At 40.0% G+C, this 22,048-nt stretch carries 21 protein-coding genes; 12 read left to right on the top strand and 9 right to left on the bottom strand.

The features are described from left to right. The first annotated feature begins 67 nt into the window (after window positions 1–67). Together PK1910_RS06260 and PK1910_RS06255 are read left to right on the top strand one after the other, a co-directional pair. On the top strand, window positions 68–1,192 hold the full coding sequence (locus tag PK1910_RS06260; RefSeq protein ID WP_058948143.1) for a cation diffusion facilitator family transporter: 1,125 nt from the start codon (window positions 68–70) through the stop codon (window positions 1,190–1,192). 48 nt (window positions 1,193–1,240) lie between these two features. Next, complete coding sequence (locus PK1910_RS06255) at window positions 1,241–1,813, top strand: immunity protein YezG family protein (protein ID WP_058948142.1); 573 nt, start codon at window positions 1,241–1,243, stop codon at window positions 1,811–1,813. A 31-nt stretch (window positions 1,814–1,844) separates the two neighbouring features. Here the strand turns inward: PK1910_RS06255 and PK1910_RS06250 are convergent, their stop codons facing one another. Then, complete coding sequence (locus PK1910_RS06250; protein ID WP_058948141.1) at window positions 1,845–3,287, bottom strand: amino acid permease; 1,443 nt, start codon at window positions 3,285–3,287, stop codon at window positions 1,845–1,847. Between the two features lie 293 nt (window positions 3,288–3,580). Here PK1910_RS06250 and PK1910_RS06245 point away from each other — a divergent pair, with 293 nt between their 5' ends. The 5 genes from PK1910_RS06245 to PK1910_RS06225 all read left to right on the top strand — a co-directional run bounded on the left by PK1910_RS06245 (window position 3,581) and on the right by PK1910_RS06225 (window position 7,337). Then, window positions 3,581–3,988, top strand: a complete 408-nt coding sequence (locus PK1910_RS06245; RefSeq protein ID WP_058948140.1) for an SRPBCC family protein — start codon at window positions 3,581–3,583, stop codon at window positions 3,986–3,988. A 66-nt stretch (window positions 3,989–4,054) separates the two neighbouring features. Next, entirely contained in the window at window positions 4,055–4,444 is a 390-nt protein-coding gene (locus tag PK1910_RS06240; protein WP_024060210.1) for a MarR family winged helix-turn-helix transcriptional regulator, read from the top strand. Window positions 4,445–4,479: 35 nt separating this feature from the next. Beyond that, window positions 4,480–4,992 carry a pyridoxamine 5'-phosphate oxidase family protein gene (locus tag PK1910_RS06235; protein ID WP_058948139.1) on the top strand — a complete coding sequence of 171 codons (513 nt, stop codon included), beginning with the start codon at window positions 4,480–4,482 and terminating at the stop codon, window positions 4,990–4,992. Between the two features lie 237 nt (window positions 4,993–5,229). Further along, a complete protein-coding gene (locus PK1910_RS06230) occupies window positions 5,230–6,015 on the top strand; it encodes a hypothetical protein (RefSeq protein WP_058948138.1) in 786 nt (261 codons plus the stop codon). Window positions 6,016–6,029: 14 nt separating this feature from the next. Continuing rightward, on the top strand, window positions 6,030–7,337 hold the full coding sequence (locus PK1910_RS06225) for a hypothetical protein (protein ID WP_058948137.1): 1,308 nt from the start codon (window positions 6,030–6,032) through the stop codon (window positions 7,335–7,337). Window positions 7,338–7,574: 237 nt separating this feature from the next. Here PK1910_RS06225 and PK1910_RS06220 read toward each other — a convergent pair whose 3' ends face one another. Next, window positions 7,575–8,942, bottom strand: a complete 1,368-nt coding sequence (locus tag PK1910_RS06220; protein ID WP_004694940.1) for an NCS2 family permease — start codon at window positions 8,940–8,942, stop codon at window positions 7,575–7,577. Between the two features lie 146 nt (window positions 8,943–9,088). On the opposite strand from PK1910_RS06220, the gene PK1910_RS06215 reads away from it, so the two are divergent. The 3 genes from PK1910_RS06215 (at window position 9,089) to aroD (ending at window position 11,982) form a co-directional block, all read left to right on the top strand. Beyond that, window positions 9,089–9,508, top strand: a complete 420-nt coding sequence (locus tag PK1910_RS06215; protein WP_004694942.1) for an RrF2 family transcriptional regulator — start codon at window positions 9,089–9,091, stop codon at window positions 9,506–9,508. A 263-nt stretch (window positions 9,509–9,771) separates the two neighbouring features. Next, the gene (locus tag PK1910_RS06210; protein ID WP_058948136.1) at window positions 9,772–11,028 is read left to right on the top strand and encodes an MFS transporter; all 1,257 of its coding nucleotides are present in this window, start codon (window positions 9,772–9,774) and stop codon (window positions 11,026–11,028) included. Window positions 11,029–11,187: 159 nt separating this feature from the next. After that, window positions 11,188–11,982, top strand: coding sequence for a type I 3-dehydroquinate dehydratase (gene aroD, locus PK1910_RS06205; protein WP_004694946.1), 795 nt, complete (start codon window positions 11,188–11,190; stop codon window positions 11,980–11,982). 202 nt (window positions 11,983–12,184) lie between these two features. Here aroD and PK1910_RS06200 read toward each other — a convergent pair whose 3' ends face one another. The 6 genes from PK1910_RS06200 to aroF all read right to left on the bottom strand — a co-directional run bounded on the left by PK1910_RS06200 (window position 12,185) and on the right by aroF (window position 19,182). After that, complete coding sequence (locus tag PK1910_RS06200) at window positions 12,185–13,420, bottom strand: shikimate kinase (protein ID WP_058948135.1); 1,236 nt, start codon at window positions 13,418–13,420, stop codon at window positions 12,185–12,187. Window positions 13,421–13,544: 124 nt separating this feature from the next. Continuing rightward, the gene (locus PK1910_RS06195) at window positions 13,545–14,684 is read right to left on the bottom strand and encodes a bifunctional chorismate mutase/prephenate dehydratase (RefSeq protein ID WP_004698197.1); all 1,140 of its coding nucleotides are present in this window, start codon (window positions 14,682–14,684) and stop codon (window positions 13,545–13,547) included. Further along, the gene (aroC, locus tag PK1910_RS06190; protein WP_038125681.1) at window positions 14,671–15,765 is read right to left on the bottom strand and encodes a chorismate synthase; all 1,095 of its coding nucleotides are present in this window, start codon (window positions 15,763–15,765) and stop codon (window positions 14,671–14,673) included. The genes PK1910_RS06195 and aroC overlap by 14 nt, the downstream gene beginning before the upstream one ends. Further along, entirely contained in the window at window positions 15,755–17,023 is a 1,269-nt protein-coding gene (aroA, locus tag PK1910_RS06185; protein ID WP_058948134.1) for a 3-phosphoshikimate 1-carboxyvinyltransferase, read from the bottom strand. Before aroA ends, aroC begins: the two co-directional genes overlap by 11 nt. An 18-nt stretch (window positions 17,024–17,041) precedes the next feature. Continuing rightward, window positions 17,042–18,094 (bottom strand): 3-dehydroquinate synthase, encoded by a 1,053-nt coding sequence (aroB, locus tag PK1910_RS06180; RefSeq protein WP_058948133.1) that lies wholly within the window; start codon window positions 18,092–18,094, stop codon window positions 17,042–17,044. 74 nt (window positions 18,095–18,168) lie between these two features. After that, a complete protein-coding gene (gene aroF / locus PK1910_RS06175; RefSeq protein ID WP_058948132.1) occupies window positions 18,169–19,182 on the bottom strand; it encodes a 3-deoxy-7-phosphoheptulonate synthase in 1,014 nt (337 codons plus the stop codon). A gap of 473 nt (window positions 19,183–19,655) precedes the next feature. Here aroF and PK1910_RS06170 point away from each other — a divergent pair, with 473 nt between their 5' ends. Together PK1910_RS06170 and PK1910_RS06165 are read left to right on the top strand one after the other, a co-directional pair. Next, a complete protein-coding gene (locus PK1910_RS06170) occupies window positions 19,656–20,072 on the top strand; it encodes a GNAT family N-acetyltransferase (RefSeq protein ID WP_058948131.1) in 417 nt (138 codons plus the stop codon). A 100-nt stretch (window positions 20,073–20,172) separates the two neighbouring features. Beyond that, window positions 20,173–20,631 (top strand): DIP1984 family protein, encoded by a 459-nt coding sequence (locus PK1910_RS06165; protein ID WP_008602307.1) that lies wholly within the window; start codon window positions 20,173–20,175, stop codon window positions 20,629–20,631. 380 nt (window positions 20,632–21,011) lie between these two features. On the opposite strand, the gene PK1910_RS06160 is transcribed toward PK1910_RS06165, so the two are convergent. After that, complete coding sequence (locus PK1910_RS06160) at window positions 21,012–22,040, bottom strand: ribonucleotide-diphosphate reductase subunit beta (RefSeq protein WP_058948130.1); 1,029 nt, start codon at window positions 22,038–22,040, stop codon at window positions 21,012–21,014. Between the last annotated feature and the right edge of the window lie 8 nt (window positions 22,041–22,048).

The raw sequence follows: 22,048 nt of genomic DNA, 5'->3' as shown, positions 1-22,048 counted from the left end.
AATAGGAATATAAGTAAATCGATATAGTTCAATTTAAAACTATAAATCAGAATGTAAGAGGTGTAGTATGATTTTACAAGATAATGGTGCAGCACGTAATCGGGGGATTACGCTTGCCAGTATAAAAGGCATTATAGGTAATGTCGTTCTCGTTATTTTTAAAATGATTGTGGGCCTTGCGTCTAATTCCATCGCCATCATCCTTGATGCGGTAAATAACCTAACAGATGTATTGTCCTCTGTATTAACTATTGTGGGTACGAAATTAGCCGCCAAAGGGGCTGATAAGGAGCATCCATTTGGCCACGGTCGTATAGAATATATGACTACCATGGCTATAGCTTTCATCATTCTCGGTGCAGGTATTGGATCCCTTAAGGAATCTGTGGAAAAAATTATCCATCCTGAGGTATCTACATTTGATATTCCAGGTCTTGTTATCATCGCTGTTGCCATCGTGGTGAAAGTAGTGATGGGTCGTTATATCAAGGCACAAGGTGAGAAATATAAATCCGATGCACTCGTAGCATCTGGTATAGATGCCCTTTTTGATGCAGTGATTACCTTTGCCACATTGGTATCTGCAGGCTTAGTTTTTTTCTTTAACTTTGATATTCAAGGTTATGTGGGCGCTGTTATTTCTGTTTTGATTTTAAAAGCAGCGTATGATATTTTACGTGAAATGTACAATCATTTGCTTGGTATTCGAGCAGATGATAATTTAATCCGTAATATTAAAGAAACTATCGCACAGCATCCAAATGTGGGTGGTGTATATGACTTGGTATTAAATAGCTATGGTCCGGGAGAAACAATCGGTTCCGTTCATATTTCTGTACCAGATTCTATGACAATGGCAGAAGTCCATCCTCTAACAAAGGGCATTGCGGTTCATCTTTATAAAAAGTTTGGCATCAATATGACCGTTGGTGTATATGCTGAAAATAAACCAAGTGTAGAAGTACTTGAAATTAGAAAAGCTCTTGATCAAGTTATTAGTTTATATACACATGTGGTACAAGTACATGCCTTCTACGTACAAGAAGAAAAGAAGGTTATTTACTACGATATTATCTTTGACTTTGACGAAGAAGATCCGCATGGTACATTGGAAAAAATTAAGGCAGAAATGCAAAAACGTTACCCTGACTATACACAATTCGCCATTGTGGATACGGATTTTAGTAATTAATTTTATAAAATGTAATTTGTGTTGATAAATTCTCTAAGGAGAGATGGAATGAAAAAAATTGCTCTTACCTCATTAGCTGTAATGGCGGTTGTTGGTGTGTTTGCGATTCAGCCTGTAGATGCAAAAAAGGTAGAACAAGATCCAGTAATGACACCTATTGAAATGCCTATGAATGATGAAATTCAACAGGTTAATGGTGTATCTAAATCTACTAATCAAGAAACACGACGTTTGTCTAATAATTTAGCACAAGCTACAAAAGTGATGATTAAGAAGAATTGGAAGATTATTTATATTAAAGCCGTTCCTGCAGGGGATAAGGATGCTGTGCGCTTCTATTACAAAGATAATAGAGGGCAAGTATATAATGGTCAAGTCATTAGAAATACAGGCCTATCCAAGGGTAAATATATGGCTGGTTCTTTACGTCAAATAGAGGCATTGCAAGAATTAGTTAACCATTTGCAACAGAATGGTCAAGAAGTACCATCCTCTATTGATATCATCATTACTCAAGAAGGCTATCGCATTAAGACTATCTTTAATTACAATGAAAATATAAATAATCTACCAGCGTATCAACAACAATATGAACAAGAAAACTTCCCAACTATGAAGTAATAGAAACGCCCGTGCATGCACGGGCGTTTTGTTAGATTACGTAATCATCGGAATCATCTTTTTTAGATTTTTTGTAAATTTCTTTTACACCAGCCATTTCGATGAGTTCTTCCCCAAGAGCATCCTCATCATCCGTATTGAGCATAGAGTAGAAGGCCCAAAGAATGATGAACCAAATTGGTGTAAACAAGAGAGCAATTCGCGTATCTTCGTTTAAGGCGAGAATTGCAAGAACGAAAACAAAGAAAGCTAGGATAATGTAATTCATTACAGGGTATAGAGGCATTTTGAAGTTAGATTGTGCTGCTAGTTCAGGATTTTTCTTACGATATTTAAGGTGACAGATAACCATCATGGCCCAAATAAAGATGAAGCAGAATGTGGAGATTGATGTAATCATAACGAATACGGCTTCAGGCATTACATAATTGAGTACGACAGTAATCAATAATACGGCAGCTGAGAAAATCGTTGCTTGATATGGTACACTGCTGTGGGTCAAGCGCCGCATTGAGCTTGGTGCATGACCTCGTTTTGCCAAGGCATAAATCATACGGCCTGTACTGAAGATACCAGAGTTTGTAGCAGAGGCTGCAGAAGTAAGAACAACGAAGTTTACGATACCTGCGGCGGCTGTAATGCCAACGGCGGTAAACACGGCTACAAATGGACTTGCAGCAGGGTTAACGGCAGTCCAAGGGTAAATACTCATGATGATGGCTAAAGAGCCTACATAGAATAAAATAATACGCAATGGGATATTGTTTATGGCCATTGGAATAACCTTTTCAGGATCTTCTGTTTCGCCAGCCGTTAAACCTACGAGTTCTATGCCTGTGAAAGCAAATACAACCATTTGGAATGATAGGACAAAGCCCATCGTTCCGTTCGGGAACCATCCTCCGTAATTCCACATATTACTAAAGGCGGCGACGCCAGCATCTGTGGTGAAACCAGTAACAATCATGATGATACCGATAATGATAAGAGAGATAATAGCAATTACCTTAATCAAGGCAAACCAGAATTCCATTTCGCCAAAATATTTTACAGCTGTCAAGTTCATTAACAGCAAGGCGACTAGAACAAGTAAGGCTGGTATCCATTGAGGAAGCCACGGTATCCAGTATTGCATGTAGAGGCCTACGGCTGTCAAATCCGCCATGGCTAGTGAAAGCCAGCAGAACCAGTATGTCCATCCTGTGATAAAGGCTGCTCGATCCCCTAAGTAATCTTCTACAAAGTCGATAAAAGAGTGGTGATTTAGGTTAGATAACAATAACTCGCCTAGTGCTCTCATAATAAAGAAGCACATAACACCTGTTATTAGGTAGGCGAATATGATGGATGGACCAGCCAAGTGAATGGCGCGACCGGAGCCTAAGAATAGGCCTGTACCAATAGCACCGCCGATGGCGAGCAGCTGTACATGCCGGTTCTTAAGACCCCGTTTTAACTGATGCGTATCAGACATAATAAAGACCTCTTTTCTACAAACTATCTATAAATATAAAGGCTATGGATTACCATAGCTTTAACAATCTATAGAATCTTTAAAACTATTTTTTTATAATACAGTATCTATTCTAAAAAGTCAAATGTATTTTTGCAGTAGACAAAAGGTCTGATGATTTTCTGATGAGAGTATACCCTTATATTGATAAACTCATAGAAGATCTTTTTTATAAAGTTAATTGACGAATAATATAAAATAATTTATAATAAGTACACTTATAATAAAGAACTCATAAAAAAGGAGGATATAAAATGGAATTTAGTTTTAGTTTGAACATAAAAGCGCCAAAAGAAGCTGTGTGGACGTACTATGCGAATATCGAAAAATGGTATGACTGGGAAGAGGATCTAAAAAATATTACATTAAACGGTAAATTTGAGACTGGTTCATGTGGTACAATGGAGCTTGAAGGCATGCCACCTATGGAATATCAGCTTACTCTTGTAAAACCTTTTGAAGAGTTTTGGGATAAGACTGAAACTCCATTTGGAGCTATACTTTTCGGACATCAAATAATTGATAATCATGATGGAAGTGTAAATGTAAAACATACTGTAAGTTTAGAAAGTGAAGATAAGCAACATTTGGAATTTTTAAGTCAAGTTTTTTCGGATGTTCCTCAATCTATATTTATTCTAAAAAATTGTTTAGAAAGATAAGGTGATTGCTGTTTGTTTACATCAAAATATAAAGACAATTCAGAAAAATCAACAGGATTATTGTTCATGAGGGTGTACAATAAATGGCATTTTACTATAAAACAAGCGTTAAAAGAGTTGAACTTAACACATCCTCAATTTGTTGTTTTAGCATCTCTTGCGTATTTATCACAACATGATAACGAAGTTACACAAGTTATGATTTCAAAACTTTCAGGGATAGATGTTATGACGGTATCTCAAATATTGAGCTTATTGGAAAAACGTGGTTTTGTAGAGCGAAAAGAGCACTCTAGAGATACACGTGCGAAAGCGGTTCTTTTAAATGAAAAGGGCAGTGAAATATTACAAAAAGCAGTTCCATTAGTTGAACAAATTGATGAAGTTTTTTTCGGAAAGCTGAATAGTGATGAGGCTCAATTTAAACATCTTCTTGGCAGATTACATGAAGCGTAAGGTATATCAATTTTCCGATTCTTGTGGAGGCTATTATGAGACGTCAAGATCGTATGGTTACAAATATAGATGAAATTAAAGGTATTTTAAATAGCACTCGCATCATTCACTTGGGTATGATGGATGGTGATTACCCTTACGTGGTACCTTTGCATTTCGGCTATGAATTTATAGATGATGTACTTCATATTTTTGTGCATGGACATCATGAGGGGAAGAAGTTTAGTTTGATGCAAGCGAATCCTCATGTATTTATCGAAATTGATGGTGATGATGAGGCTCTCGTTTCAGGTGGAGATATTCCTTGTAAATATAGTTCAGTCTATTCCAGTGTAATGGGACGAGGAGAGGCTGCTTATTTAGAGAATATTGATGAAAAAGTTCATGGTTTACAAGTGTTGATGAAGCATCAGACTGGTCGAGAATTTACCTTTACCGATGCTATGGTAAACTCTGTGGGCGTAGTTCAAATTAAAGTTGTAGACTATACTGCAAAGAGACGAAGACAGCTTGAACAAGATATTATTATGCCTCCATTAACTAAATAATGACAAAATATCCTATTGAACTCTATTGTAATATAGCGTTTAGTAGGATGTTTTATTATGTATAACTAGTTAGCATTAAAGCAGCTAATGGCTCATAACTATACTTTCACAATAGGAAAGATAAAAGTTTTATGAAGTAGCTAGGGCAACAGAATCGGTGGCATGTTTTTGATATAAATAAGAAAATATATCATTATATGTGTAAAGTATATATCAAGTTTTTATAAAGGAGAGATCATGAAGAAGCTTCTATTTAAGTCCGTTTTATCTGCTATGGCTGTAGGATTATTGTGTGCAGGATATGTTTCAGCTGATGTTGTTAATGATTCAATATCTACCGATAATGTTCGTGTTTCCGCTACAATTACAAATGATATGCCTAGAGTTCATCCTGATTCAGCAATCAAAGCATTACCAAGAAAGACTTTATTAGAGTGGCCTATGAAAACTCAAGAAGGGGCTCGTAATTGGAAAGGAATAGTAGAAGCTGCACAGCAACTGCCGTATGAGGTCAAGGCGCCTAGCTATATACCTTATGGTTATCAGCTCTATACAGCGCGTCAAGATCAAAATGATGTATTAGAGGTTGTATATTATAAAAAAGGTGTGACTATCTATCGGGATGGGAAAAAATATATAGATAGTATTATGGCATATAGAATGGGATATTCCTTAGATACCGTAAGAGATACACCATATGTTCCATCTGAGTACGGCGATCATGAATGGTCTAAATCAGGTGATTCTGGTGATGTTTATTTTACAGGTAATCCTGAAACACATATGGTTCGTAGCATCTCGTGGACGAAGGAGGGTATGGCTTATTCTCTATTCTTCTTAGAACGGATGAAAGAGGCGGATGCGGAATTCTATAAAGAGCATGTAGTACCGTTGAAGAGTATTGATAGCTCTCGTTATGAACTAGTTGGTAACTATCCGACAACACCGATTAAACCTAAAACTATTGAAGAAATGAAACAGGAACATGTAGTTCCTATGAAAGCAAAGACTGGCGTGTTTTAGAGAGAGAAGAAATTATGAGATTGAAAATAACAAAATCATTATTAGCCATGGGAATACTAGCTACCGTGATAGGCAGCTTAGGAGTACAATCAGTTAGTGCATTATCTCCTTTAGTGGATGAAAATGGACATACAGTTACCACTGATACAGTGGAAAAGAATAAAGAACTAATGAATCGCTATCGGTGGTATGATCAACTTGATAATGGTGATATCCTAGAGCGTAATATTGAGGCAACTACTAATTATTTTGGATATAATTTACAAATTCCGTCCTATATGCCTGAAGATTATGTAGTACGCGATGTAAAGTCAAGAGATCATGACGTATTAGAAATCGTGTATACGGAAACGGGCCATAATGGAGAATATGGTCAGAAATTAACCTTCTCTAATACAGATATTGTGTATCGTATGGGGTGGGCTATCGATACCGTGGTAAAGCCTATATTGGAAAAGACAAAATACGATGCTGATGATGCCGTTAGCTTTACTACCCCTAATGGAGTCCCTGTACATACTTTAGGCTCTAGCAACGACTCTGTTCAAATTGCTTATTGGGAAAAAGATAATAAAGTATATATGCTCTACTTTGCCTCTTCAAGAAACCAAAACTTTGTAAGCAAAATTGTAGACTCTGTAGGTCATCTTACTAACGTAGCCGCTGATGATACTCGATTACGTGGTGAACGCAATGATAAGCAACATGTTGAAGAAAACGATGCGCAAAGTGTTAAACAAAATGGTGAACAAGATAGACCTCATTTTGAAACTATTGGTTTGCCACTGCGTACACATACGAATTCTGAGTGGCCTATACTTACGAGTAAATCCATCGGCTTACCTAGCGGTGTAATTGATGCATCTCGTAAGCTGTCCTATAACGTATCTGTACCAAGTTACTTGCCTCTTGGCTATACATACTATGCTACACATTTTTATGATAATGATGTATTAGAAACTGTATATTGGAAGGAAGGTCAAGAATATCAAGAACGCAGCGGACGTTGGGTAAATCATACGATGGTCTTTCGCATGAGCTACTCTATGGATACGGTATGGCCTAAAGAATATGTTCCAACGGAATACCATGACGTACAGTGGATTGACTCTACGCCAACCGGTGATGTGCAGTATACAGGTAATGTAGATAAGGGCTTAGTACGCAGTGTTGCGTGGAGCAAAGATAACATGGCATATTTCTTGTTCTTCCAAGTGCCTGTGAAAGCATCTGAAGCAGAGTTTTATAAAGATCATGTAGTACCATTAAAAAATATTGATTCAAGTCGTACAGACTTAATCGGTGTAAAAACGATTCGTTAATACTAAACCCTAATAAGACTCTATAGTACGATTCGGTGATGCCATACGACGTTAGCGTTTAGTAAAAGAGTATATAATAAAAAGAACCTATTTCCTAGATATTAGAGTAATATCTTTGGAGATAGGTTCTTTTAGTGTATGTAATTTACATATATTTTGCTTTTAGGTATTAGTGATTTTATAGCTATCGAATATAAAGTAGCTTTCACTAATAGCATCATTATGGGTATACGTTAATTAGAAGAATACGTAGCGGATAATAACGAGAACCGCCAATACGTACATAATCCAGTTAACTTCTTTTGCACGGCCTGCAATGATTTTGAGTAGAGGGTATGCAATAAGACCTGCAGAGATACCGTTAGCGATGCTGTATGTGAACGGCATTAATACGATAACGAGGAATGCAGGGAAGCCTTCAGTCCAATCATCGAAGTCGATGTTGCGAATGGCACCTAACATGAGGGCACCTACGATGATAAGAACAGGAGATGTGGCTGCATTTGGAACCAAGGATACCAATGGAGCCAAGAATAAGCAAATTAGGAAAAGTACGCCTGTTGTGACAGCTGTTAAACCTGTACGGCCGCCAGCCCCTACACCTGCTGCACTTTCAACGAAAGCCGTAATTGTAGAAGTACCGAGTAATGCACCGGCACTAACACCGATAGCATCTACGGTCATGGCTTTACCAAGACCGGGGAATTTACCAGATTTAGGATCTGCGATTTTCGCCTCTGTAGCGGTACCAATCAAAGTGCCCATAGAGTCGAATAATTCTACAAATGTGAAGGAGAAGATAATCGTAATTAAGCCCATGTGAAGAGCACCAGGAATATCTAATTGCAAGAATGCTGCTTTGGAGAAATCAGGAACGGCTAATACGGTGAAGTTCTCAGGCATTGTGGAAAGGCCTGTCGCATAGGAGATGATTGTTGTTACTAAAACGCCGATCAAGAGCGAACCTTGAATTTTGCGAGCCATCAATAAAGCTGTAAAGATGAGGCTAAATAGTGCCAACAATGTTTCACCACTGTGCAAATTACCGAGCGTTAAAAGTGCCTCAGATGCTGGAGGAACTAGATTACCATGTGTCTGTACGACTTGACCCAAGGAGTTTGGAGACAAACTTATGGAGATAGCCATCAAGCCGGATAACTTTAAACCGATGATAGAAATGAAAAGACCAATACCAACGGTAATGGCAATTTTCATGGAGGCTGGGATACCTTCAACGATCATTTGTCGTATTGATGTCAATGTTAATACGAGGAAAACGAGACCAGAAATGAATACCGCACCTAATGCTGTTTGCCAAGATACGCCCATACCGAGAACTACGGTAAAGGAGTAAAATGCCAAGAGGCCAACCCCTGGAGCGAGAGCAATTGGGTAGTTTACGAATAAACCCATAGCAATCGTCACAAGACCTCCACCTAAGGCTGTGGCAATGAGGACCGCATCCTTATCCATGCCTGCAAGACTAAGAATGTTTGGCGCCAAGAAAAGGATGTACGCCATCGTGATAAACGTAGTGATACCTGCTAAAATTTCTGTTTTAACGGTTGTGCCACGCTCACTGAGTTGAAATAATTTATCTAACATTAGATAAAATCCTCCCTATATGAAATTAAAATCATACCTAAATAAAGATATTTCGATATATGTATAGTGTATCATATTTCCCACCATTTTTTGTATGAATTTGTGATATACTATTAATATATTATGAATGATATAGAGGTTAACTTATGAAAATATCTACAAAGGGGCGTTATGCCTTACGGATATTGGCGGATATTGCAGAACACGGGGTAGAAAAAAATGTACCGATTCGTGAGATTGCAGAACGCCAAGGATTTTCCGATAAATATTTAGAGGGGATTGTATCTCGTTTATCCTCTGCGGGCCTTGTTAAAAGTGGACGTGGTAAATATGGAGGATATCGTTTGGTGAAATCTCCGGCTGAATACAATGTATATGAAATTTTATATGCCGCAGAGGACTCCATTGCTCTCGTGTCTTGTTTAGAAGATGATGTAGAACCGTGTCCTATGTTTAATGACTGCTTGACAGCTCCATTGTGGCAGTATTTACAAGATGAGTTCCGACATGTTATGGAACATGTTTCCTTGCAAGATGTAATGGATCACAAATTTCCAACGGAATAATTGATAGCTTTTAAAGTTTTTGTATGAGCAATTTTTGCGAATTACTACATTGTATAGCTATCTTTTAAGTTAGTTTTTATGGAAAGAGTCGCGTTTCGTATGCGGCTCTTCTTTATATATGAAATTAAAATGTAAAAACATTTTATGAATAGTAACATAGATTGAAATCTAAGTAGAACTGTAATTTAAATGGAACTGTAATTAAAAGTGATTTATGTGTATATTAGTTTATCTAAACGATTTTATGCGGAAGGGAGGATACCATGAGTACAAGTGTATATGATGCTCGAGGTGGCATGCGCAACGTGTGGATTATCACAGCTAGTATGACGGTGTTAGCCATATGTTATACAATGATAATTCCTTTTTTGCCTATATATCTGTTGGAACTCGGTGTTCCTAAGGATGATGTGGCACTTTGGTCAGGCCTCGTCTTTGGTATTACATTCCTAATCGCTGGCATTATGGCGCCAATTTGGGGGAAAATTGCAGATAACAAGGGCAAGAAACGGATGGCTCTACGAGCTGGTTTCGCAATTGCCTCTTGTTATGTTCTCATCGGTATGGTAACGGATCAGTACCAATTGTTGATGGGCCGTGCTTTAGTAGGTTTTGCTAATGGCTTTTATCCTGCGGCGATGACCATGGTCTCCCTCAGTGTGGATGAAAAACAGGTAGGCCGTGCCCTCGGCATATTCCAAACAGGTCTAATTTTAGGTAATGTCGTCGGTCCATTTTTGGGCGGTGCCGTTGAAAGTGTTGTAGGTATGCGCCCTGTGTTTTATATTTCAGGTATAGCCGTATTCATTGCTACTTTGGCAGTATTGTTCCTTGTAAAAGAACCAAAGCTAAATGTAGAAAATATAGCTTCTAATGAACAGTCCTCAAAACCGGTAAAATCTACATCTTTACGAGAGGATTTTAAAGTAGTTCAAGAACAACCTGTATTAGTAAGACTTTTATGGATTTTCTTCTTTATGCAATGTGTGATCATGATGCTACAGCCTATCTTGGCGCTTTATGTAGGTGATATGCAAGGCACTATGGAAGGGGCTGCTATCATTTCGGGTACAATTCTTAGTATCGGTGGTTTAGCTGGTTCTTTAACGACTAACTTATGGGTGCGCCTTGGTGAGCACCGTGGCTACTTTAGAACCATTTCCTACTGTATGCTTGGTAGTGGTGTTGTTCTCTTACTTCAAAGTTTACCAGTAGGTATTTGGTGGTTTGGTGTACTACAAGTGCTAATTGGTTCTTGTATTGTGGGCATCAACCCATCTTTGAGTGCAGCCGTAACTCTCAATACGGATCCAAGCTTTAGAGGTCGCATGTTTGGTATGACGACGACAGCTCAACAATTTGGTTCTATGGTAGGGCCTGTGTTCGCAAGTATTGTATCTACCTACATTGGGATATCCTATGTATTTAGTATTACAGGTTTGTTATTACTCTATATGGGATTCCAATCACGGAAACTATCCGTGCGACATGATATAACAAAAAATGACATTAATCGTTAATCTAAGAATACTGTTTTAGTGCATAATAACAGGCTTTCATGCACTTTTAGTGAATAGCAATCCAATATGGGTGGATTGATTGCTTTTACAAAAATATTGGTATATAGTTAGTTTAAGGTAAGTCATTAGTCTCACCGTGTGGGACAGAAAGGAGTTATTATGGTCCGTATCGGTCATACTGTACTCGGCGAAAAGTGTACAAAAATATGTGTGCCTATTGTGGGCACAACAATGAAAGAAATTCTAGATGCCACCGCAGTAGCATGTAATACACCGTGTCATGTCGTGGAGCTACGCATTGACTATTATGAGCGGGCCCACTCCATTGACGCTATCATTGAATTATTAATGCTCATTAAGCCACAACTGAAAGGTCGTGGGTTGCTCTTTACATGGCGTACAAAAGGTGAAGGTGGGGAAAGAACGATTTCCACACAAGATTACTTTACAATGCTAGAACGTTTGATTCCTACCGGATTGGTGGATGCTATCGATATTGAGTTATTCTTTGATCAAGATAGAATGCTTAAAACGATAGAGTTTGCTAAGGTTCATGGAATTACTATTATCATGAGTAACCATGATTTCCATGGTACGCCGAGTCGTGAAGTCATTGTAAATCGACTCATTCAAATGAAAGAGTTCTTAGCGGATGTGCCAAAGATTGCCGTTATGCCTCACACAACTGGTGATGTATTGACGCTCCTTGAAGCAACAGCCGAAGTAAAGGCTTTGTATCCTTCGGATCCAATAATTACGATGGCAATGGGAGAACTAGGTGCTGTTACACGCACTGCAGGTGCTCTATTTGGAAATGCCATGACCTTTGCTTCTGCTGGTAAAACATCAGCACCAGGGCAAATTGATGTACATGCTTTAAAACGAATTCTAGATACCATCGACGTAGATGGCGTATTTGATGAACAACAACATAAACGCGTAAAAGTACATTAAAAAAGTCGGCGAAAGCCGACTTTTTTATATGTTTTGTATTTCTTGTAGTATATTCATTTTTGAAGGGCGAATATAAAAAATATATATGTTTTTATTAATGACTTTATATAGAAATACAGATGTAAATGCTCTTACTTCTAAAGATGTAGAAGCCCTTACTTATATAGAGGAAACAATCTTATAAATACCGTTATATAAACTCTTACAATAAGTTTGCTTCAAAGTCTTCGAGAATAGCCACCACTGTTTCTGGTGCATTGCGATTATGTTCCACGATGCATTGTGCAAAGCTTTCATACATTGGGGTGCGAGTTTCCTCAAGTTCACGTAAACGTTCTATACCGCCACTAGATAGAACACGACCTGAAGTAGATAGTTTTTCTACAGGTTGTGTTAATTGGTAAATACGCCCATTTTGGCGTAGGTGTGCATAGTTTTTAGGTACTGTTACACAGCCGCCACCAGTGGAGATGACAAGGCCAGTTTGAGTGCCTAGTTTTGCAATCATTTCTGCCTCTTTTTCACGGAACGCAGCCTCCCCTTGTTCTGTAATATAGGTAGAAACATTGCCAATTTCTTTTTCTAGCTCGTGATCCACATCAAACCAAGTACGGCCCATCTCTTTACCGATTGCTCTGCCTACTGTTGTTTTTCCAACACCAGGCATACCGATGAGGATAATATTTTCCTTTTCACGGCGCACATCTCGCAAGATTTGTTCTATCTCTTTCGTACCAAAGCTTTCACCTTGAAAATGATTAGCCGCCTCAACACCTTGTGCTACGAGGAAAGGTAGACCATCACAGTACGGAATATTCATCATTTCTGCTTGTAAAAGCAAAACTGTACGGCGCGGATTGTAGATGAGATCCACAACGCCTTCTAATTTGGAAAATTGCATAATATCTATTAGGCTAGCCGGATTATGCGGATACATACCGATAGGCGTGCAGTTAATAATAATTTGCGCTGTTTCGTAGTAATTAGGTGCATCAGTATAGAGCGGAGCTGTTTTACGAGATAGATGCGTGATGCTCTTAGCACCTAGGTCTTCAAGAGCTACGTGAACCGTAGCAGAGGAGGCACCATCGCCAAGGATAATACATTCTTTACCGGATACATTTATACCAGCGTGTTCTAGAGTAAATACGAAACCATCGTAATCTGTATTGTAACCGTGCCATTTGCCGTCTTTGCGGACCATCGTGTTTACACAGCCAATGCGTTCTGCGCGAGGGTCTACTACATCGCAAGCTTCAAGGGCGTTAACCTTGTAAGGAAAGGTAATATTAGTACCTTGTAATTCTGGGTCTGCAAAGAACTCTTGCAGTTGGCTCGGTTCTCGTTCAAATAATTCATAATTAGTATTTCCCAAAGCATTGTGGATGCGTGGGGAAAAGCTATGGCCCAACGTACGGCCAAGTAAACCAAATTTCATAGGACCTCCTAGGTCAATATACACAAAATGGCTAATAGGCTGTCACCTATTAGCCATTGGAGTTTTAAAACTATATCCATTGTACTATATATGCCATTAATAAGCACTACCATAGAGGAAAATATCAATTTTCAGGATAATTACCGAGCAAGCGGAATTTATCTTGCGATGCGTGGAGCTCTGCCAATACGGAAAGTACTTTTGGATCTGCCAAGGATGCTTCTAAATCGAGGTAGAACAAGAACTCAAAGTTATGTCCTACGATCGGACGGGACTCGAGTTTTGTAAGGTTCACACCGATATTAGCAAACTTGGTGAGCAATGTACCAAGCCCGCCTGGAGCATGGCTTGCAGTCGTTACTACTGAGATTTTATTGGCCCCTGGATATACGTGGAAATCCTTACTAATGCAGATAAAGCGCGTATAGTTGTTATCGCTGTTTTGGATATTTCTCAATAATGGAGACAAATTATATAGGTCTGCACATTGAGGTGCTGCGATAGCCGCTACTCCAGGGTCATCACTAGCCGCTACGAGCTGCGCAGCTCGAGCCGTATTGTCATAGGAGCGTAATTCTACGCCTTCTAACTTATCTAGGAAGTGACTACATTGGCCCAACGCTTGAGGGTGGGAAATTATGGTATGAATATCTTCTAGTTTTGTGCCTTTTTTCACGAGCAAGTCATGAGATATCCAAAGGCGCGTGCCGCGGACTATATAGCATTTGCGCTCTTCTAAGAGGTCATATACTTCTTTTACGGACCCATTGGAGCTGTTTTCGATAGGCAATACACCGAATTGACATTCGCCGGATTCTACGGCATCGAATACGGAACGGAAACCTGTTACATAATGGATTTGGCTGAGAGGTAATAATTTATCACACGCCATTTGAGCATTGCTGCCAAATACGCCGGCGCAAGCTACACTGCCCCGTTGAGGTGGCAAGGTAGGGGATTGCTCAATGGCTTTTTTCATTTTTAAAGTAAATTCATTGTCTTGGAATAGTTGTTCGGATTGGTAGGTACGACTTAAGCTAAATAATGCCTCAAAAAAACGGCGTGCATATAGATCGAGGTCTGGACCTGCATCTTTTGTTACCTTGTCGAGGATGTCGCGCTCTCGTTTGGCATCGTAAATGGCCTTATTCATTTCCTTTTTTGCAGCCGCTACGTCCTTAGAGAGTTCCATACGTTCTTTGAAGAGGGCGAGCATTTGGTCGTTTATATCGTTAATCTTAACGCGTACTTCATCTAAGTTCATGGTCAATATCTCCTAAGAAATCAAGAATGACGAGGGCCGTGACGGCTTCGATAACAGGTACTGCACGAAGTGCTACACATGGGTCGTGACGACCTTTGATGGTGAGTAATATGTCCTCTTTTTGTGAAAGCGACACAGAATGTTGTTCCTTATAAATGGACGGAGTAGGCTTAATGCCCACTTGCATAATGAGGGGTAAGCCGTTGGTGATACCGCCTTGAATGCCACCGCTATTATTGGTAGTTGTTGTGATTGTATCGCCGTCCATGGTGAAAGCATCGTTCACCTCGGAGCCAAGGCGAGAACACATGTCGAAGCCACCTCCAAAGGACACACCTTTGATGGCAGGTACGCCAAAGATAACACGAGCTAATCGGTTCTCGATGCCGTCAAAGTTTGGATTGCCAAGACCGATTGGTAATCCCGTAGCCACAACCTCAACGATACCGCCTGTGGAGTCACCGTCCTTTTTGAGTTTCATGACTAAGTTTTCTACTTCAGAACGTTTGTCTGCATCGACCATAGCGATAGGTTCTGTAGCGATTTCAGAAAGTGCTTTCATATCTGGATGAACCATATCGATAGGGGCATCTTGGATTGTACCAACTTGTTTTAAATGACCGTGAATTTCGATACCTTTTTCACGTAGTAGTTGAAGGGCGATGCCACCAGCCACGCAAAGAGGTGCTGTTAGACGCGCTGAGAAGTGGCCGCCACCTCGCATATCTACCTTGTCACCGTAGCGCATGCGAGCCGTAAAGTCTGCGTGCGATGGACGAGGTATGTCGCGCAAATTATTGTAATCGCTAGAGTGCTGAGAGGTATTGCGAATCATAAATGCCAATGGAGATCCACTGAGCATGCCATCTACCATACCTGCTAAGAATTCAGGTATATCGGCTTCTTTACGTTGCGTCTGTAATTGGTTTTGACCTGGCGCACGGCGCTTTAAGAAGGTTTGTAGCTCATCGATGTCGATGGTATGTCCACAAGGGAGACCTTCCACGATACCACCGATGGCATACCCATGAGACGCGCCAAAGGTAGATACTTGTATGGTTTTACCGAAATTAGATGCCATTAGCATTACCTCCTAGTAAGTTCCAGTCCTCAAAGAAGTCTGGATAGGATTTTGTGATAGCTTCGCTATCTTTTAATGTTACAGGATTTTCACTGATGAGTGCCATCAATGTACCTGCCATAACAAGGCGATGGTCGTTAACACAATCACCTTGTCCTCCTTTTAGTATACCACTACCGATGATATATAGGTCATCACCATCTTCACGAACCGTACCGCCTAAATCTCTGACCAGATTAGCAACGGCTTCGAGGCGATCGGATTCTTTCAAGCGTAGGCGTGCACCCTTAACAAAGGAGCTTTCACCATGGATAGAGCAAGCGAGGGCTGCCATAACTGGCAACATATCGGGCATTTGTTCGAGGTCGGCATGGATTGGTTTTACTGCACGACCCATAACGGTTACGTTCATGCCATCCCATACTACATCACAACCGGTATCAATCATAATCTGCATGATGCGACGATCCGCTTGCACAGAATTTTTGTTCATACCCGTAATGGTAATTGGTTTACCTGTCATGCCCGCTGCTACCATCCAAATAGCCGTATTGGACCAATCGCCTTCGATTTGGTAATTACTTTGACCTTTAAAAGTAGTATTAGCCGCTACTGCAAAGGACTCTTGGACTGTGTCAGAGGCGGGAGTATGGTCGACTGTTACGCCGAAGTTTGCCATTGTTGTAGTCGTCAATGTTACATAGTCGCTAGATTGAAGTGGTGTAGTAGATGTGATTGTAGCACCTCCACATTGTGGCGCTGCTAATAATAATCCAGAGAAGAACTGGCTACTCACATCTCCAACCATACCGAACTCACCGCCTTGTAGACGACCTGTCATAGTGAATGGTGGTTTATCTTGGGAGAATGTTACGCCGTGAGCTTTCATTTCACCGAGCATGGGCTCTAAAGGACGATCTGGTAAACGCCCTTTCGCATCCACGTCTACCTCATTACAAATGGACGCTGCTACTGGTAATAAGAGGCGCAATGTGGTACCGGATTCATGGGGAACTACATTGCCCTTTGTTGGCACAGGACCTGGTGTAACAGTGACAACTTTGTTTTCATATACAACTTGTGCGCCTAAGCCTCGCAAGGAGTCCATAGTTGCATCGATGTCTTTAGAGGTGCGGCTCAGTAGTATGGTAGATGGCGAGTTTGCGAGAGCTGCGCAAATCAGTGTACGGTGCGCATGAGCTTTTGCAGGAATGGACGCGATAGTCCCTGTAGGGATGGCGTTCGTTACGGAATGCATATAAATCTCCTTTATATCTCAGTCTAAATAGGTTGCAAGTTCATCGTGCGTTACTACTTTGAGCTCGCTGTGACCATAGCTAGTAGGTACTACGATTTTAATGGTTGCTCCTTCGCTTTTTTTGTCGTGCTTAGCGGCAGCTAGAATTTCTTCTTTGCTTATCGTTGTTGTGGTTGGCAAATCGTGTGCTTTGATGAGGGCCTTTAATTTGTCTAACGACTCTACATCTAATTCTCCATGTTTGACAGCACCTTGTGCCATGAGCACCATACCAATAGCAACGGCATAACCGTGATGTACCTCGAAATGACTTGCTTTTTCGATGCCGTGACCAAAGGTATGACCGAGGTTTAAGAGGGCACGAACGCCAGACTCGCGTTCGTCTTGTTCCACGATATCCGCTTTTGCTTGAACGCAACGAGCGATGACAGTACTAACACTATCGTGATGTTTAATTAATGGTTTATGTTCTAGTTGGGTTAATAAACCAGGTACGTCGAGGAAGCCGTATTTGATAATTTCGCCGCACCCATTAATCCATTCCATATCAGGCAATGTATTGAGTGTAGCTGGATCGCAGAGGACGAGGATAGGTTGTTTGAAAGCACCCCAGAGGTTTTTCCCAGCTTCGAGATTGACCGCTGTTTTACCACCTACAGAGGAGTCTACTGCGGCTAATAGAGATGTAGGAACCTGAACATAGTCGATACCACGTAAATAGGTTGCTGCTGCAAAGCCCGCCATATCGCCTACAACACCGCCCCCAAGGGCGATGAGCAAGTCTTTGCGAGTCAATGATTGGCCCGCCATGTATTCTACTAAATCGATGAGTTGATGAGCATTTTTGGAGCTTTCACCAGCAGGAAACACATAATCACAAACAACATAACCTGCATGTTCCATATTAGCTTTCACAGAGTCCAAATAGTGGGGCGCTACATTACTATCACTGACGATGATAACACGACAATTTGGTTTTAATGGTTTAATATAATCGGTGATGCGTTGTAAAGCGCCTTCCTCGATGACAACGTCATATGGTGTGGATGCGTTAATATGAATGCGAGTCATGATGGTTCCTTTCATAAAAGAATAAGCTAGTATCTATTATAACGGATACTAGCTTATTTGTGTGGTATTTGAGATTATTTAGTGCATTCTACCAATGCTTGGCGCAATGCGATAATTTCTTTCATAAGGCTAGTGAATTGGTCTGGACGCAATGCTTGAGGGCCATCGCATAATGCTTTGGAAGGATCATTGTGAACTTCGATCATAAGTCCGTCTGCACCGCCGCCTACGGATGCAAGTGAAAGCGGGCGAACCATGCGGCTCATACCTGCTGCGTGGCTAGGATCCATGATAATTGGCAAGTGAGATAATTCATGCATCATAGGAATTGCTGTTACGTCTAAGGTATTGCGAGTCTTAGTTTCGAATGTGCGGATACCGCGTTCGCATAATACAACTTGTTCATTGCCTTCGGACATGATGTACTCAGCAGCCATCAACCATTCTTCGTATGTGGCAGATAAACCCCGTTTTAATAGAACTGGTTTATTCAATTTGCCCACCTCTTTTAAAAGCGTGAAGTTTTGCATGTTACGAGCGCCGATTTGAAGCATATCTACATTATCGAAGTATTGTAATTGGGAGATATCCATAACTTCGGAAACGATAGGAAGATCTGTTTCTTTTTTAGCAAGCTCTAACAATTCCAAGCCTTCTGGCCCCATGCCTTGGAAGGAATATGGGGATGTACGAGGTTTGAAAGCGCCGCCCCGAAGAATTGTGGCACCAGCTTCTTTACATGCTTTAGCAGTGGCTAATACTTGTTCAGGTGTTTCCACAGAGCAAGGACCGGCCATTACTGCGAAGTGACCACCACCGATGAGGACACCACCAACATTGATTATAGAATCATCTGGATGGAATTTGCGGTTTGCTTTTTTGTATGGCTCTTGAATGCGAGTTACTTTATCTACGAAATCTAGAGACTCGATTTGACGGGCATCAAGAGATGCAGTATCACCGATAAGTCCTAGAATATTGTATCGAGTACCTTCTACTGGATGGATAACGAATCCTTGCGCCTCTAATTCACCGCGTAAACGGGATACTTCTTCCGCTGCTGCGTTTTGTTTCAATGTAATAATCATGATAATTCCTCCTTTTAACTACAGTGAATAGTAGGGCTGACCATACGGATAGCAAATAAAAAGGGCTACCCGTAATCTAATACGGGTAGCCCTTTTACTATTCTAAGCAACTAATGTTGAATAATCCTTAATTAGCGCATCACAAATAGTTCCTTACCCGTACGTTGGATAAAGAACCAATAAAAGTATTGCTTTGCTGTGAGGCTAATTTGGTTAGTCATTTTTGGTTGCTCCTTTCTAAAATGTTGGGTATAGTATAAACCCAAATGATAAAATTATGCAATACCTAAAAATGAATTTCATGGAAGTTTTAAAATATTTTTGATGCGGGAATTAATAGGAACTGAGAAGTTTTGTGGAATTAAGCGTATTTTTGATATAATAAAAATAAGAAGCTTTCATTGTTTATAGGGTATTTCGTAATACGCCTAAATCGATTCTTATAAATATACTTATAATCAGAAAGGGCACCTATGATTATTCAAATCTTAGATCATATAACAGAGGAAATAAAACAAATTCGTGTCGATGTATTTACGAAAGAACAAGGGTTTGAAGACGAATTTGATGAAATCGATGAGACTGCAAAGTTTGTGCTCTTATCCATTGATGGTAAAGCAGCTGGTACGTGTCGATATTTTCCAAGTGACACAGCTGGAGATGCACATATTGGGCGCATGGCGGTACGTAAGTTGTATCGTGGACAACATTTAGGTACTAAGATCATGATGGCCGCCGAAAATGCTATTCGTCGTGACGGCTTTAAAACGTGCTCCTTGTCAGCGCAAGTACAGGCCAAACCATTCTATGAATCCCTTGGATATCGTGCTGAAGGAGAAGAATACCTAGATGAAGGCTGTCCTCACGTGATGATGCGGAAAGTATTATAAGCCGTTCAATAGTGCTGTATAATAAGAATTGGTGGATATATATATTGTTGTACATAGTATTTTATAAGTAACTTGATATATCTTTTTGAGAGGAGAGTTTATGAAACTAGCAGAAGCATTACAAGAACGATCTGATTTAAATTATAAAATAAGCGATTTAGAGCTTCGCTTAACTCAAAATAGTTTAGTGCAAGAAGGGGAAGTACCGAATGAGAACCCTGAAGAACTTTTGAAAACATTAGAACAATGTGTAAATAGACTTCAAAAATTAATTGCAGATATTAATTTAACTAATTGCAAAACTATTATAGAAGGTCGAACTATTACTGAAATCATTGCCGAAAAAGATTGCGCTGCTTTGCGCCTAACTGCTTATCGAACGTTGGCATCTAGCGCAGGAAGTATCAATTTCCGTGCGAGAGGGTCTGAGATTAAGCTAATGCCGACTGTGAATGTGGCAGACATCCAAAAAGAAGCTGATCATATCGCAAAACAAGTACGTTTATTAGACAATCTATTGCAGTCTGCTAACTGGACAACTGAATTGATTGAAAGCTGATAATAGTTGGTAGTTTGAAACAGGGTGGACACAAAAACTTTTGCTTTTACCAAGCTTATTATGAATACATTCATGGGGCGAATGAAAATCTACGGTGTAGGCCTATTTGCGCACAAATGTATTGATATAATTTACAATGTATAACCATGTGTCAACTGTAAAACGAGGGTGGCGTTTGGGGACTATATTTCTAGCAACATATACACTGATATGATAGTTTTTTGTTTTTTAGAGATAAATAGGAGAGAGCTGTTTAAATTTGCAGCAATTCCTCATAACTAAGGTTTAAATAATCATGAAAAAAGAGCTGATAGCGTTATAGCTATTAGCTCTTTTCTATTGGCTCGTATGTCCTTAGATATTGTATTTTATAACGTCTATTATTCTAAATCGTCAAAATCAAATGCCGCTGCTTTTGTATAGTTTGTAACTTTAGCTTCGAAGAAGTCAGTTTTTGTGCTATTCAAGTTAGAAAAGCTTTCGATCCACTCCATTGGATTATCCTTGATTTCAGGATATAAATGAGGTAAGCCGATTGCTTCTAAGCGGATATTGGCAAGGTATTTGATGTAGCGCTCGATAAGAACGTTGTTAAGTCCGAGGATTTTATCGTCGGTGATGTATTGACCCCAAGCGATTTCGTTTTCTGTACCTTGACGAATCATGTCCGTAATTTTCGCCTCTAATTCAGGTGTAAATAAATCAGGGCGTTCACGGCGTAACTCGCGGATGATGTTTTGGAACAATACAAGGTGAGTTACTTCATCGCGATTGATATATTTGAAGATAGTGGATGTAGCTGTCATCTTGCCTTGACGTGCCAAAGTGTAGAAGAAGCTAAAGCCAGAGTAGAAGTAGATGCCTTCTAAGATATAGTTAGCGATGATTGTATGAATGAGATTTGCTTCGCTAGGCTCATCACTGAAACGTTGGTATGCATCGGCGATGAAACGGTTACGTTCAAGCAATGTTTTATCTGTACGCCATTCATCATAGATTTTGTCACGTGTAATAGGATTTGTTACAGTGTCCAAAATGTAGGAATAACTTTGAGCGTGAATTTCTTCTTGGAATGCTTGGATATTCAATAAGGATGCCACTTCAGATGCTGTAATATAGCGGCTCAAATTAGGCAAGTTTTCAGATTGAATGGAATCAAGGAAGTTCAAGAACGCAATAATTTTATCAAAGGCACGACGTTCATAATCTGTTAAATATGGGAATTGTTTAACGTCTTCGTTCAAGGAAATTTCTTCCGGAATCCAGAAGTTGTTGAGCATCGTACGGTACATTTGGTTTGCCCAGTCGTACTTGATACGATTCCACTCGCGAAGGTTCGTGGTATTACCGCCAATCATAGATTGCGTGCCACGGTCACCATTTTCGTTGAAAATCAGTTTTTTATCCATAGTAGGGC

This window comes from Veillonella parvula (genome assembly GCF_036456085.1).
GTDB lineage: Bacteria > Bacillota > Negativicutes > Veillonellales > Veillonellaceae > Veillonella > Veillonella parvula_E.
This window is presented reverse-complemented; position numbering and strand designations above follow the sequence as displayed.